Here is a 13,622-nt window from a genome sequence, read left to right as displayed (position 1 = left end):
CTAATCATCGACTCAAAAGTGTCTCTAATTGCCTACGAGCGCTACACTAGTGCCGAAGAAGGTACCATTGAAAAAGACCAAGCACTTAAAGAACACATCGAGTCACTAAAAACGCATATCAAATTATTATCAGCCAAAGATTATCATACTGGTCTCGACCTAAATAGCCCTGATTTTACCATTCTATTTATCCCAATTGAATCAGGTTTTGTAGCAACGATTAGCCAAGATACCACCTTATTCAATTTCGCATGGGAACGTAAAATCGTCTTGGTCTCCCCTTCTACCCTATTGGCAACCTTGCGTACCATAGCATCCGTTTGGAAAACAGAATACCAAACTCGAAATGCCATTGAAATTGCCCGACAAGCGGGTGATCTTTACGATAAATTCGTATCATTTACCCAAGACATGGAAGATGTTGGCAAGCACATGAAACGTGCTGAAGATGCCCATACAGGAGCAATTAACAAATTGAGCACAGGAAAAGGAAACCTAATTATCCGCGCTGAAAAACTACATAAACTTGGTATTAAATCGACCAAAAAACTCAATCAAGGACTGATTCAGGATGAGGAACCCGAGATCGAGGAAGAATAATTTTGAGTTAAGAAGTAAGAATGAAGAGTTAAGAGTTAAGAGTTAAGAGTTAAGAGGTAAGAGGTAAGAGGTAAGAGGTAAAAAGACCTCCGGAACCAGGACTAATCCCATCCGGTATAACGACTAGTGACTAATGACTAGCGACTTATTTACGCTTTCTTCAAAAACTCCGTCCGTAAAACCATCACTGATTTCTCAACTTTTCCCTCTACCTCAGCCGCATCATCTGTCAAGCGAATATTTTTTACCATAGTCCCGCGTTTAATCACACCAGATGATCCACGTACCTTTAAATCTTTAATCACCGTAACCGAATCGCCCTCTTTCAAAATTGCTCCATTACTATCACGCACGATTAATTCTTCTACATCCTCCATCAAATTCTTGTTTTAAATTAAAATCAGAATTACTTCTTCCAACCCGTTTTGTTATTTCTAAATCCCAATAATCGTTGGGCTAAATCCGGTCGCTTTAAATACGTCAACCGATTACGAATCCAATCCTTATACTCCGCCTTATACCAGAAAAAATACTTATTCTGATTCTGCTTTTCCTCTCTAGTCTTTGCTGTTTTAATCGGCTGCAAGGTGTATGGATGAACACCCGAATAATAAATCACCTCAGCCACCGTCATTGGGGTAGGTGTAAAATCCTGAACTTGCTCCAATTGAAACCCTAGATCCTTTGTCTCAGCCGCCAAATTCGCCATATCTTCTTCCTCACATCCCGGATGGGATGAAATGAAATAAGGAATCAATGGCTGTTTCAGGCCAAATTTGGCAGAAATTTCATCATATTTCTTCTTGAACGCATGAAAGTACTTGAACGAGGGCTTACGCATCACCCGCAACGTAGCATCCGATGTATGTTCAGGGGCAACTTTCAATCGACCAGATACATGGCGCGTAATCAATTGCTCCATGTATTCATCGTGATTACCATCCTGGTTGTTTTTATTGAAGTCATCCACCAATAAATCATAGCGAACACCCGAGCCAACAAACGCCTTCTTAATACTTGGATGAGCATCCACCTTACGGTAAATCTCCGTCAATGGCGTATGGTTTGTATCTAAATTATTACAAATAACCGGGTGAATACACGATGGACTCACGCATTTGGCACAAATGGATTCATCCTTTCCCTTCATGCGATACATGTTCGCCGATGGACCCCCTAAATCTGAAATGTAACCCTTGAATTCTGGATGCTTTGTTATTTCATCCACCTCTTTCATAATCGACTTCTCACTCCGAGAAGCAATAAATTTACCTTGATGCGCGGAAATCGTACAGAAACTACACCCACCAAAACACCCGCGGTGCATATTGACCGAAAACTTAATCATTTCATAAGCCGGTATAGGCCCACGTTTCTTATATTTTGGATGTGGCATGCGCGTATAAGGCAAATCAAAAGACTTATCCATCTCCACCTCTTCCATCGTCTTAAACGGCGGATTAATCACCAATAACTCCTCGCCTACTGCCTGTGTGATGCGATTTGCCTGCCACTTATTTGACTCAACCTCCACAATCTTAAAGTTGGACGCATACTTAATCTTATCTTCCAAACAAACCTCATGACTCGCTAACTCAACTGTTTCCCAGTCACCCACCACCGGTAAAGCTTCCGATTGCTTTTGAATAAATGCCACCTGATTAATATCGGTTAATTCCGACAATTGCTTACCAGATTTTACACCACGGATGATTTCACGCAAAGGTTGTTCACCCATGCCATAAACCAACATATCCGCCTTTGAATCCACTAAAATCGATGGGAATAATTTATCAGCCCAATAATCATAATGGGTAACACGTCGTAATGAAGCTTCGATGCCACCAATTAAAACTGGGACATCCGGATAAATCTCCTTTAAAATATTGGAATAAACCGTAGTAGCATAATCAGGACGAAAACCCGCTTCACCACCCGGCGTATATGAATCGTTGGAACGCAACCGCTTATTAGCCGTGTAATGATTCACCATGGAATCCATACAACCTGCCGTTACACCAAAAAAGTATTTTGGTTTCCCTAACTTCTTAAAATCACGTAAATCATCTTGCCAATTTGGCTGCGCCACAATACCCACCTTCAAACCTTCACTCTCCATGATTCGACCAATCACCGCCGCACCAAACGCCGGATGATCGACATAAGCATCACCTGAAATCAGAATAACATCGAGTTCATCCCAGCCACGTTTTTCAACTTCCTTTTTTGTCAAGGGAAGCCAGTCAGTTATAGGTCTTTCTTGCATGGTGCAAAATTAAACTAAAATCAACGTGAAACCTATTTCAAAAGCTTAGCCTTAAAATAATCAGCAGTGGCTTGAAATACTTTGAGCGTATTTGAATACTTCATCCAATGATGCGTGTCATCAACAATCACCATCGATTCCATCGGAACTTTTTTCTTTTGCAATCGATTAATTAAATCAACTGATTGACTAAACGATACATTACGATCATCATCCGCATGAATCACTAACACGGGTGATTTCCATGTATCAATTGAAGAAATAGGTGAAGATCGATAGGCTAAACTAGTAGCCCAATCTGCGTCAGGAGCTTTATGTGGGCCCGACAATAATTCCATTGGAATCTCTTGCTGATGCGCCCAATCATGCACACCATGAATGTCAACACCTGCAGCAAATAACTTGGAATCACGAGCTAAACCCAAAGCAGTTAAATAACCGCCATAGGATCCACCATATATCCCTATTTTTCTATTATCCACAAAAGATTGTTGGCCTAGCCACTCGCCTGCTGCCTTAATATCTAAGTACTCAGATGCTCCCCATTGGCCTGCTGATTTTGGATTTTGGAAGTCATATCCATACCCTATTCCCAACCGATAATTTATTGACAAAACAACGAATCCCAAATTGGCTAAATATTGATTCAACGCATATGCATTCGCATAGTAATCAGAATAATGCCAGCCCAATAACATTTGGCGAGGCGGCCCTCCATGCACAAAAATAATGGCTGGTTTTTTCTGCGTACCATTTGAAGAATCAAAAATCTGCCCATGAATCGTTAGGCCATCCAAGGATTTAAATATCACTTGTTTGGGTTCAACCAAAGCACTTGCAGGAAATTCCGTTGGGATTAAACTTTCCGTCAATGAGCGTGTAGTAGATGAGCCTGCCAACATCAATTGAGGTGCTTTCTTTGCCCCCGACCCAATGTAGATATAACCATTTGAAACCGAGACTGCCGACCATTCAATGCCCGTTCCTGGAGTTAAAACCTTCATATCTGCCTTATCCACAGACACTTGACAAATATGTCGGCGATCTTTATCTGTCACATCACTCCCTGTATTGGCATCAAAAAATACTGAATTTCCATCTGAACTGACACGCACATGTTCCACCATAAAATCACCAGGACTTAATAATAAGGCGACTCCACCCGTAGATGCAACAGAATATGCATGTGGCCAGCCATCATGGTATGAAGTAAATACCAATCGATCCACACGAGGCCAAAATAAATTCGTTCCACCGTCCGTTGTCGGCAATGAACCGCGATAGGTATTAGGTGCTTCCCAAACTAGCGCAGACTTCTCCCCCAGAAGTAAGCTAACTTTTCGAATAGACCAAGGGATACGCTTTCGCTGGGTAAGCGAATCCGTCGACCCCCCTTCCGCTGGTGTGCGAACAAAAGCAATTTGGGTGCCATCAGGTGACCAACGCGGACTAATATCCTTTGCGAAAGAAGGATCAAGCCAATTAACCACTGATTTTCCAAGTTCAAAATAACCCACAAAAGAATGATCACCACGGTTCGAAACAAAAGCAATCTTATTGCCGGTCGGGGCCCAGGCTAACGAATGTACCGCCCCCCTTGTTTTTAGCAGACGAATAGGCGCCTCTAAAAAATCTTCATTCTCATTCGTATCCAGTTTACAAACCCAAGGTTGGCCTTCCTTAATATAAGCAACGACTTTATTATCGGGTGAAATGACTGGAAAATCCCCTTCAGAAATGACACGAATAGGTCCGCCAATGAAAGCAATTTGCATGACACGAACCATTTGGGGTTCTGTATCTCCAGATGGATTTACCGCTCTTTCATCATCAAAATTTGCACCATGATCTCCACCTCGAACAAATAATACCCACTTGCCATCATCTGAAATGGAAATTGACGTTATTTCTTGACCATCATCCTCTTTGAAATTTGTCAACTTCCTAGCCTCGAAATTCGGAGATTCCGCCACATAAACATTTCGAACGCCTTTTTCGTCTAATGCCCATGCAATCTTATCTCCATTCTTTGAACGAACCAATTCGGTTGGGAAAGCATAAGACTTTATCGCCTCAAACGTAAAATTTTGTGCTAATGACTCTGATTGAATAAACGTAAACAAAATCAAAATAAATAGGTAACGTAAATTCATAGTCATGTATTTTTGAAGCGGAAATATAAAGAATTGCAAAGACATTGGAAAAGAAAAAGACTTGGAGACGTCTAATTAAAATAAAATCAAACTAATTTTGATTTGGATGGATGTATCAATTGTATTTGTTAATTACCAAACAGAAGCGCTCTTATTAAATTGTTTGCGCAGTGTGTACGCGCATACAAACAATTTGCAGTTTGAATGTATTGTGGTTGACAATCATTTTATTCCAAATGCAAATGAGCAAATTCTTACTGAATTTCCTGAAACTCGATGGATTGATGCAGGATATAACTCCGGTTTTTCAATTGCTAATAACATAGGATTAAAAGCTGCAGTAGGCAAATATATCTTATTTTTAAATACGGATACACTCATTTTTGATACAAGTATTCATCAGGCAATGCAACATTTGGTGTATGATAAATCGTTAGTTGCCCTAGGTGGAAATCAACTCGATAGTAACAAACAAGCCTTACCCTATTACCGCACCTTAAATGATATACGTAGGGATTTTTATATTTTACCTAATAAACCTTTTTTCCACCGCTTAATCAATCTGCTTTTACCTAGCCAACAGTTTTCAAGATCCGAGGAAACTAATAATTTAGTAGGCGCGTTTCTCATGGCATCTAAAGAGAACTTACTCGCACTAAACGGCTGGGATGAAGACTTTTTTATGTATGCTGAAGATGCAGAGCTAAGTTTTCGCTTAAGTAAAATTGGCAAATTAGCCTATTTTAAAGATGTCAATTTCATCCATTTAATCAAAGAAAATGAATTTCGACGTACTGAATACTCGTGGGTTAATCGATTTTCTGTTCAAATACAAGTATCGAATTTGCTTTGGGTACGAAAAAGCTATGGGATCTTAGCATTTTCACTAATATACTTGAACTATACATTGCTTGCGCCCATTTTCTGGATTTGGAAAATTTGCTTAAATATATTGACCCAGAAACCCTTGGACCATGACACGAAAAACCAACGCATTTTTACGCAAAAATTAGCTGTATTGTATCGATATTTTTTTCCAATTCTCCTTCTTCGCAAAGGACCCTATCGGATTAAACAACATGAGAATATTGATCAAGTCATTAAATAATAAAAATCCTCGATTTTTTTAGTATTTTCGTTGAAAGGAACCTAATTAGCCGTGAAAACGAATATAAATATCATTGAAACCATTGCAGCACTTGCCAGTGAAGCCGAATCTAATTGGCTAGTTGAGCAAAAAACCTTAACGGGTAAAGCACTGGCTTTAGCTTTTGTAAAAGTTCCCCGATTTATTTCTAAAGTAAATATTGAAAGTGGTGAGTTCTCTGGTTGGACTTTAGACCAACTAGTTCGTGTAGATATACTAACACAATTGGACGAAGCCAATCTAACCGCGTTATTCGAAACTGCAGAAATGCAAGAAGCAGTTGCACTAACTCGCTCATTACCTTATTTACCAAATCCTTCATCATTTTTGTTGCGTGCAACGGATGCTGTGCGCTCCAATATGGGACCCGTATTCGATGCAATAGCCTTTGGCAATACGTATCCAAAAGACTATTTTAACGAGGCGGCTTGGAACCAATTAGTGCTAAAATGCATTTTCAACGATAAAGCAATTCATCAAATCATTGGATTAGATGAACGCGCTAACCAAGCCTTAGCCGATACATTATCTGATTTTGCCCATGAAAGATGGTCGGCAGGCCGCCGGGTTCCTTCGCAAGTATGGAGACTTGTTCCACGATTTATGAACGAAAGTTTGCGCTCAGATATTGAAAAATTAGCCTTATCTAAAAACCCACGAGATGTCGTTGCTGCATCTTTAGTGAAACAAGAAGTTCAAAATCCAGGCAGCACGCACGGACTTTGGCAAGAATTAGAAGAACCTGAACCCATTTACATCGTTTAATATGTGCCAAGAACATAAACCCATTGGAAATCCTTCTCATTTTGAAGGAACTGAACAAGAGAAATCCACTGCGCATGCCGTTGATGGAACTTTTGCCCAATATACCCAAGGCATGAAATTCTTTGATCCGCATGTGCACATGACGTCTCGGACAACGGATGATTACCAAGCCTTGGCAGATGCGGGCGTTGTCGCATTGATTGAACCAGCTTTTTGGTTGGGTCAACCACGTACCGGTTTAGCGTCATTCAAAGACTATTTTGCGAGCTTAGTAGGTTGGGAGCGTTTTCGTTCTTCTCAATTTGGCATTAAACATTATTGTACGATTGGTCTAAATTCGCGCGAAGCAAATCATGAAGCTTTGGCAGAACAAGTAATGGAAATTTTACCTTTGTTTTTGCAAAAAGAAGGTGTTGTGGGCGTGGGGGAAATCGGGTTCGATGACCAAACAGCTGCCGAAGAAAAATATTACCGTGCACAATTAGAACTAGCGAAGGAAATGAATCTCCCTGTTCAAGTGCACACACCACATCGTGATAAGAAAAAAGGAACGGAACGTAGCATGGCCATTGCATTAGAGCATGGTATCGCACCAAACATGGTCATTATCGATCACAACAATGAAGAAACGGTGAAATCCGTTTTAGATCAAGGATTTTATGCGGCATTTACGATTTATCCTTTTACCAAAATGGGCAATGAGCGCATGGTGGAAATAGTAAAACAATATGGACCCGAACGCATTATGGTTAATTCTGCTGCCGACTGGGGAATTTCGGATCCATTAGCGATTCCGAAAACGGCCGCATTGATGAAGATTAAAGAGGTTCCTGATGAACATATTCGTTTAGTAACGTATCAAAATGCACTTGATGCATTTGCACAAAGTGGACAGATTCAAGAATCGGATTTCATCAACGGATTGGAAATAGATCAAACTCAAAAATTCAACGGAAATACAATTTTACGGGGTGGACAAGCTCCACGCATCAACAAAGATTCCTTAATCATTCGCTAATGCGCATTAAATTTAGAGCCTTTCTTGAACTCATGCGTCCTGCCAATGTAATCACGGCATTAACGGATGTATTAGCAGGTTTGGCTATTGTGGGATTTACATTTGGAACCTTGGACTACCAATTTTGGCCAGTCGTATTCCTGGGGATTTCCACCATGTGTTTATATGCGGGAGGAGTCGTATTTAATGATGTTTTTGACCACGAATTGGATATCCTAGAACGTCCTGAGCGAGCCTTGCCAAGCGGCCGAATTCAAAGAGCTGAAGCGGTATTCGGCGGAATTGTGTTATTATCTTTGGGTATATTCTTAGCTTTTTGGCAGAGTCGTCTAAGTGGCATCGTAGCAGTACTCGTTACCCTATTTGCGTTATTTTACGATTATAAGGGTAAGCACATGCGTATTTTTGGACCAATTAATATGGGATTATGTCGGGCATTTAACTTAATGTTAGGCATGAGCGTTTATGAATTAGGAGTATTGGAACATTTTTATTTAATTTTAATTCCGTTGATTTACATAGCTGCAATTACCTTAGTGAGTCGCGGCGAGGTACATGGAAGCCAGTCGGCACCTTTATGGTTTGCCGCATTTCTATTTATCGTGGTACATGGAAGCCAAATAGCTGTAGGCCAACAAGCAGATAAATTACTTTTCATGCTACCATTTGTTTTGGTGCATGCTTATTTGATTTTTTCAAAATTGATAAAAGCCATTAAAAACCCGATTGGGCCTAATATTGGTCAAACAGTTAAGACAGGTGTTTTAACACTTATCTTAATGAATGCCGCCTGGGTTAGTGTGAGTGAACAATATTACATGGCTTTTGTTACCTTAGCGTTATTACCAATCTCGATATGGGTGGGTAAAAAATTCGCCGTTTCTTAATCTCTTTTTCATGCAAGTTTTAAAACAGCAATTTCAAGTTCCTTTTAGCTACCAAGTGATTTTTACAAAACACTTGTTTGATGTGGGCAATAAAACCTTGTGTGATTTTATTTCAAATTTTGGTCAAAGCAATTTCCGGAAACGTATACTTTTTGTCATCGATAAAGGCGTGGCAGATGCACATCCGTCACTAACAAATACAATTGTTTCCTATTTTGAATCAAATTCTGTGGCCGATTTAGCTCCAGAAATCTTGGTTTTACCCGGAGGAGAAGCGTGTAAAAATGATCCGCGATTCTATGAAGAAGTAGTTCGAGCGATTGATGAACATCGCATCGACCGCCATTCATTCGTTGCGTCGATTGGCGGTGGTGCGTTCTTGGACATGTCGGGATACGCCGCAGCCATCTCCCACCGCGGAGTCAAGTTGATTCGTATACCCACTACCGTCCTCTCCCAAAATGATTCAGGGGTAGGCGTTAAAAATGGAGTCAATTACTTAGGCAAGAAAAATTTCTTAGGAACCTTTGCTCCTGCCGTAGCTGTGTTTAATGATGTGGCATTTTTAAGAACCTTAGAAGATCGCGATTGGCGTTCTGGAATAGCGGAAGCAATTAAGGTTGCTTTAATCAAAGATTTAGCTTTTTTCGAATGGTTAGAGGCCAATGTTTCAGCCATGAATGCCCGCGACGAAGATGCGATGGTGGAACAGATTTATCGTTGTGCCGACTTGCATATGAAGCATATTTCGGGTGGAGATCCATTTGAGTTGGGTTCTGCTCGTCCCTTGGATTTTGGGCACTGGGCCGCACATAAATTGGAATATCTTTCTGATTTCAACATTCGTCATGGTGAAGCGGTTGCCATCGGTATTGCTTTGGATTGCATTTACTCGCATTTAATTGGAGCAATTTCAATCTCCGATTGCGAACGTATTTTGGCCGTAATTAAAGGCTTGGGCTTTGATTTATACCATCCAGCTTTGGCAGAAAATGATTGCCAAAACTTGCACAAAGGCTTACAAGAATTCCAAGAACATTTGGGCGGTCACTTGACCATCACTTTGTTGAAAGCCCTAGGAAAAGGGGAAGAAGTGCACGAAATGGACTTCAAGACTATCCAAGCATCCGTTGCTTTACTCGCCACCTACGCCTAACATGAAAACAGCCTACGGACACCTGAGTTATTGCAGCAATATCCATCCTGGAGAGATTTGGGAGGAACATTTTGCCAATTTACAAGCGACCGTCCCAAAGGTCAAAAAGGAAGTTTGTCCCGACCAAGCCATGGGATTAGGTTTGCGCATTGCCAATCAGGCGAGCATTGATTTAATCGAAGATCCCAATAAATTATCAGCACTTAAAAACTGGCTAGCAGAAGAAGATATTTACATTTTTACGTTGAATGGGTTTCCCTATGGAGGATTCCATAACACAATTGTTAAAGATCAAGTGCATGCGCCCGACTGGACGACGCAGGATCGCGTGAATTATACCCGAAGGTTAATCGATTTACTTGTACAATTATTGCCTTCAGACCAACACGAAGGAGGGATTTCTACTTCTCCTCTTTCTTATAAATTTTGGTGGGATCAGCGCGGTGCTGCGATCGGTCAAGCCACGATGGAATTATTGAAACTAGTTCCATATTTGGCGCAAACCGAACAGAAAACGGGTAAATGGATTCACATTGACATCGAACCTGAACCGGATGGATTATTAGAAAATCACCGCGAATTCGTTGATTGGTACACAGACACCTTGATTCCTTTTGCGATCACAGCAGGGATACCGGAGGATTGGGTGCGCAGACATATTCATATCTGTTTCGATGTGTGTCATTATGGAGTCTCATATGATAAACCGGCTGACTGCCTACACGAATTAGCTGAAAAAAACATTTCCATCGGTAAGATTCAAATCAGTTCCGCCTTGCGCGTAGATTTGCGAAAAGATGCGTCAGCACGTATTGAAGCATTAAAACAATACGAAGAGCCGACCTATTTACACCAGGTGAAAGCATTGAAAAAAGATGGAAGCTATGTGCAGTTTAAGGATTTGGGAGAAGCACTAGCGCAATACAAAGAAGGAGTTTATGACGAATGGAGGGTGCATTTCCATGTGCCTTTGTTCCTAGATTCCTATGGCTTATTGAATTCCACCCAAGCAGAAATCGGAGAAACATTGGCCTACCATCAACAGCACAACGTTACACGCATGATGGAAATTGAGACCTATACATGGGGCGTTTTGCCGTCCGAATACCAAGAATCGATTGAAACCTCAATCGCACGTGAGGTCACTTATATTCAAGACTTATTATGCAAAAAACCGTAGTCATTGATATAGTAGGCCTAAGTGAAAGTATTTTAGGTCGATATACTCCCTTTTTGGACGCATATATTTCGGGCAAAAAGAAGTCGAAGATTAAGCCACCATTTCCGGCGGTAACGACCACATCTCAAAGTGTGTATTTGACAGGAAAATATCCAAGTTCGCATGGCATCGTAGGTAACGGTTGGTATGATAAAGCCGATTCCGAAGTCAAGTTCTGGAAGCAATCCAATAAGTTGGTGGACGATGAAAAGATCTGGGATGCTGGACATAAAAAAGACCCAAATTTCACTTTTGCTAATTTATTTTGGTGGTACAACATGTATTCATCGGCTGATTATTCTGTAACACCACGGCCTCAATATCATTCAGATGGTGTGAAAATGCCTGATTGTTACAGCCATCCGGCTGATTTGCGAGATGAATTGCAGAAAGCTTTTGGGACATTTCCTTTGTTTAATTTCTGGGGACCTAATGCGAATATCAAATCGACGAATTGGATAGCAGATGCGTCCATTTATGTGGATAAGAAATTTGATGCGACGTTGACTTTCATCTATTTACCTCATTTGGATTATTGCTTGCAGAAATTCGGGGTAGATTTTGAAAAGATTAAAGGCGATTTACAGGAGATTGATCAAGTGGTTGAACGATTGATTACGTACTTTGAACGTACGGGTGCGAAAGTAATTATCTTATCCGAATACGGAATTAATGATGTATCAAAACCTGTTCATTTGAATCGTATATTACGTGAGGCAGGCTATATCGCAATACGGGAGGAACAAGGATTGGAATTATTAGATTGTGGTGCTTCGCGCGCATTTGCAGTTTCTGATCATCAGATTGCACATGTTTATTGTCCAGATGCATCCGTTTTGGATGAGGTTAAGCTGCTATTGATGCAAACGCAAGGTGTCAAAAAAGTACTCTCAGGAGATGAATTAGCTGCATTTAATATCAACCACCCACGAGCGGGTGATTTAGTTTTGATTGCAGATTCTGATGCCTGGTTTACCTATTATTACTGGTTGGCCGACAATAAAGCACCTGATTTTGCCCGTTGCGTGGACATCTTCAAGAAACCGGGGTACGATCCAGTCGAGATGTTTATGGACCCCAAAAATCCGTTGATTAAGTTGCGCGCTGCCTATAAATTGGCACGTAAACTGACGGGATTCCGCTATCGGATGGATGTGATTCCCTTGGATGCAACTTTAGTTAAGGGATCACATGGGAGTCCGTTTTGTGACGAGGCTTACTATCCCTTGTATATTGCTGATAATCAGCCAACTGATAAGATGGAACCTACAGAAGTTTATTCCTTGATTTGGAATACGGTATTTGAATAAATTAATTAACTTGAAAAACTAAACTTTAAAAAATGAAAAAGATCTTAACAACCATCGCTATGGTCGTTGCCCTTTTGGGAGCTGCCGAAGCGGCACACGCTCAGATGCCAAGTCCACAAGAAATGGCTATGAATCAATTGAACCGCATGAGTTCAGAGTTGAAATTGACGAAAGAACAAGAGAATAAAATTGAACCCTTACTCGTTTCACGCGTTGAGAAGATGATGGAATTCCGTCAAGCGGGTATGGATCGTGAGGAGATGATGGGTGAAATGAAGAAGATTAATGAGGGCCAACTGGAAACATTGAAGGCTATATTGACACCTGAGCAATTAGAAAAATATAAGACTATGCAAACGCAAATGCGTGCGGGTGGTCCTCGTAACTAATTCAAATGAAATACATTTTCGTTTTATTATTATTCATTGGGCTTTCTCCAGTCATGGGGCAAGCCCAATTTGAAAAAGCACTTCAGACGCAATTTATCCTTGCTTCAGATGGCGATGTGATTGAAATTGAGGCTGGTAATTTTCAAATTTCAGGAAGTCTTTCGTTAGAGGGTAAGAAGAAAATCACCATTCGTGGAAAAGGAATGGATAAAACTGTTTTAAGTTTTAAGGACCAAAAAACAGGTGCGGAAGGGATTAAAATCACCAATTGTGAAAATATCATTTTGGAAGATTTGACCGTTCAGGATTCCAAAGGTGATTTAATCAAAACGATGCACGTGAAGGATATCATATTCCGACGCATCAAAGCGGAATGGACCGGTGGCCCAAAACCGCAAAATGGTTCCTATGCCTTATACCCAGTACTTTGCACAAATATTTTAATCGATAGTTGCATCGCCATAGGCGCATCCGATGCGGGAATTTATGTGGGCCAATCTAAAAACATTGAGATAAAAAATTGCACTGCCTATCAAAACGTGGCGGGCATTGAGATAGAGAACTCTCTTTATGCGGATGTACATCACAATCATGCCTATGGAAATACAGGAGGCATATTGGTCTTTGACTTACCTGATCTAATTCAGAAAAAGGGTGGATTCGTCAAGGTGCATGATAACCTCATCGAAGACAATAACCTATCTAATTTTGC

Annotated in this window: 13 protein-coding genes; 10 read left to right on the top strand and 3 right to left on the bottom strand. The window is 40.7% G+C overall.

Annotated features, from left to right (window positions below):
• The coding region (locus ACIQ6T_RS10645; RefSeq protein WP_395786210.1) for a DNA recombination protein RmuC at positions 1-600 on the top strand (600 nt) is incomplete at its 5' end.
• 149 nt (positions 601-749) lie between these two features.
• Here ACIQ6T_RS10645 and ACIQ6T_RS10640 read toward each other — a convergent pair.
• The 3 genes from ACIQ6T_RS10640 to ACIQ6T_RS10630 are packed head-to-tail and all read right to left on the bottom strand — an operon-like array spanning position 750 to position 5,019.
• The gene (locus tag ACIQ6T_RS10640; protein WP_395786209.1) at positions 750-977 is read right to left on the bottom strand and encodes a zinc ribbon domain-containing protein YjdM; all 228 of its coding nucleotides are present in this window, start codon (positions 975-977) and stop codon (positions 750-752) included.
• Positions 978-1,006: 29 nt separating this feature from the next.
• The gene (locus tag ACIQ6T_RS10635) at positions 1,007-2,866 is read right to left on the bottom strand and encodes a YgiQ family radical SAM protein (protein ID WP_395786207.1); all 1,860 of its coding nucleotides are present in this window, start codon (positions 2,864-2,866) and stop codon (positions 1,007-1,009) included.
• A gap of 32 nt (positions 2,867-2,898) precedes the next feature.
• Positions 2,899-5,019 (bottom strand): prolyl oligopeptidase family serine peptidase, encoded by a 2,121-nt coding sequence (locus ACIQ6T_RS10630; protein ID WP_395786205.1) that lies wholly within the window; start codon positions 5,017-5,019, stop codon positions 2,899-2,901.
• A 106-nt stretch (positions 5,020-5,125) separates the two neighbouring features.
• On the opposite strand from ACIQ6T_RS10630, the gene ACIQ6T_RS10625 reads away from it, so the two are divergent.
• The 9 genes from ACIQ6T_RS10625 to ACIQ6T_RS10585 all read left to right on the top strand — a co-directional run.
• Positions 5,126-6,127: a glycosyltransferase gene (locus ACIQ6T_RS10625; RefSeq protein ID WP_395786203.1), complete on the top strand. Its 1,002-nt coding sequence runs from the start codon at positions 5,126-5,128 to the stop codon at positions 6,125-6,127.
• A 51-nt stretch (positions 6,128-6,178) separates the two neighbouring features.
• Entirely contained in the window at positions 6,179-6,931 is a 753-nt protein-coding gene (locus ACIQ6T_RS10620; RefSeq protein ID WP_395786201.1) for an EboA domain-containing protein, read from the top strand.
• Positions 6,932-7,043: 112 nt separating this feature from the next.
• Complete coding sequence (locus tag ACIQ6T_RS10615) at positions 7,044-7,949, top strand: TatD family hydrolase (protein WP_395786212.1); 906 nt, start codon at positions 7,044-7,046, stop codon at positions 7,947-7,949.
• The gene (gene eboC, locus ACIQ6T_RS10610; RefSeq protein WP_395786199.1) at positions 7,949-8,836 is read left to right on the top strand and encodes a UbiA-like protein EboC; all 888 of its coding nucleotides are present in this window, start codon (positions 7,949-7,951) and stop codon (positions 8,834-8,836) included. The genes ACIQ6T_RS10615 and eboC overlap by 1 nt, the downstream gene beginning before the upstream one ends.
• A gap of 10 nt (positions 8,837-8,846) precedes the next feature.
• Positions 8,847-9,992, top strand: coding sequence for a 3-dehydroquinate synthase (locus ACIQ6T_RS10605; protein WP_395786197.1), 1,146 nt, complete (start codon positions 8,847-8,849; stop codon positions 9,990-9,992).
• A gap of 1 nt (position 9,993) precedes the next feature.
• Positions 9,994-11,172 (top strand): metabolite traffic protein EboE, encoded by a 1,179-nt coding sequence (eboE, locus tag ACIQ6T_RS10600; RefSeq protein ID WP_395786195.1) that lies wholly within the window; start codon positions 9,994-9,996, stop codon positions 11,170-11,172.
• Positions 11,157-12,521, top strand: a complete 1,365-nt coding sequence (locus ACIQ6T_RS10595) for an alkaline phosphatase family protein (protein ID WP_395786193.1) — start codon at positions 11,157-11,159, stop codon at positions 12,519-12,521. The genes eboE and ACIQ6T_RS10595 overlap by 16 nt, the downstream gene beginning before the upstream one ends.
• A 32-nt stretch (positions 12,522-12,553) precedes the next feature.
• A complete protein-coding gene (locus ACIQ6T_RS10590) occupies positions 12,554-12,910 on the top strand; it encodes a hypothetical protein (protein ID WP_395786191.1) in 357 nt (118 codons plus the stop codon).
• Between the two features lie 5 nt (positions 12,911-12,915).
• A partial coding sequence (locus ACIQ6T_RS10585) for a parallel beta-helix domain-containing protein (RefSeq protein ID WP_395786189.1) occupies positions 12,916-13,622 on the top strand: 707 nt, incomplete at its 3' end.

It is taken from the genome of Aquirufa sp., from assembly GCF_044377215.1.
Taxonomy (GTDB): domain Bacteria; phylum Bacteroidota; class Bacteroidia; order Cytophagales; family Spirosomataceae; genus Aquirufa.
Note: the sequence above shows the minus strand (reverse complement) of the source record. Positions and strands in the feature narration are given on the sequence as shown.

Excerpts from the sequence above, each read along its gene's own strand:
- ACIQ6T_RS10635 (WP_395786207.1), bottom strand. The coding sequence starts at position 2,866 with ATGCAAGAAAGACCTATAACTGACTGGCTTCCCTTGACAAAAAAGGAA.
- ACIQ6T_RS10630 (WP_395786205.1), bottom strand. The coding sequence starts at position 5,019 with ATGAATTTACGTTACCTATTTATTTTGATTTTGTTTACGTTTATTCAA.
- ACIQ6T_RS10615 (WP_395786212.1), top strand. The coding sequence starts at position 7,044 with ATGAAATTCTTTGATCCGCATGTGCACATGACGTCTCGGACAACGGAT.
- eboE (WP_395786195.1), top strand. The coding sequence starts at position 9,994 with ATGAAAACAGCCTACGGACACCTGAGTTATTGCAGCAATATCCATCCT.
- ACIQ6T_RS10605 (WP_395786197.1), top strand. The coding sequence starts at position 8,847 with ATGCAAGTTTTAAAACAGCAATTTCAAGTTCCTTTTAGCTACCAAGTG.
- eboC (WP_395786199.1), top strand. The coding sequence starts at position 7,949 with ATGCGCATTAAATTTAGAGCCTTTCTTGAACTCATGCGTCCTGCCAAT.
- ACIQ6T_RS10595 (WP_395786193.1), top strand. The coding sequence starts at position 11,157 with ATGCAAAAAACCGTAGTCATTGATATAGTAGGCCTAAGTGAAAGTATT.
- ACIQ6T_RS10590 (WP_395786191.1), top strand. The coding sequence starts at position 12,554 with ATGAAAAAGATCTTAACAACCATCGCTATGGTCGTTGCCCTTTTGGGA.
- ACIQ6T_RS10640 (WP_395786209.1), bottom strand. The coding sequence starts at position 977 with ATGGAGGATGTAGAAGAATTAATCGTGCGTGATAGTAATGGAGCAATT.
- ACIQ6T_RS10625 (WP_395786203.1), top strand. The coding sequence starts at position 5,126 with ATGGATGTATCAATTGTATTTGTTAATTACCAAACAGAAGCGCTCTTA.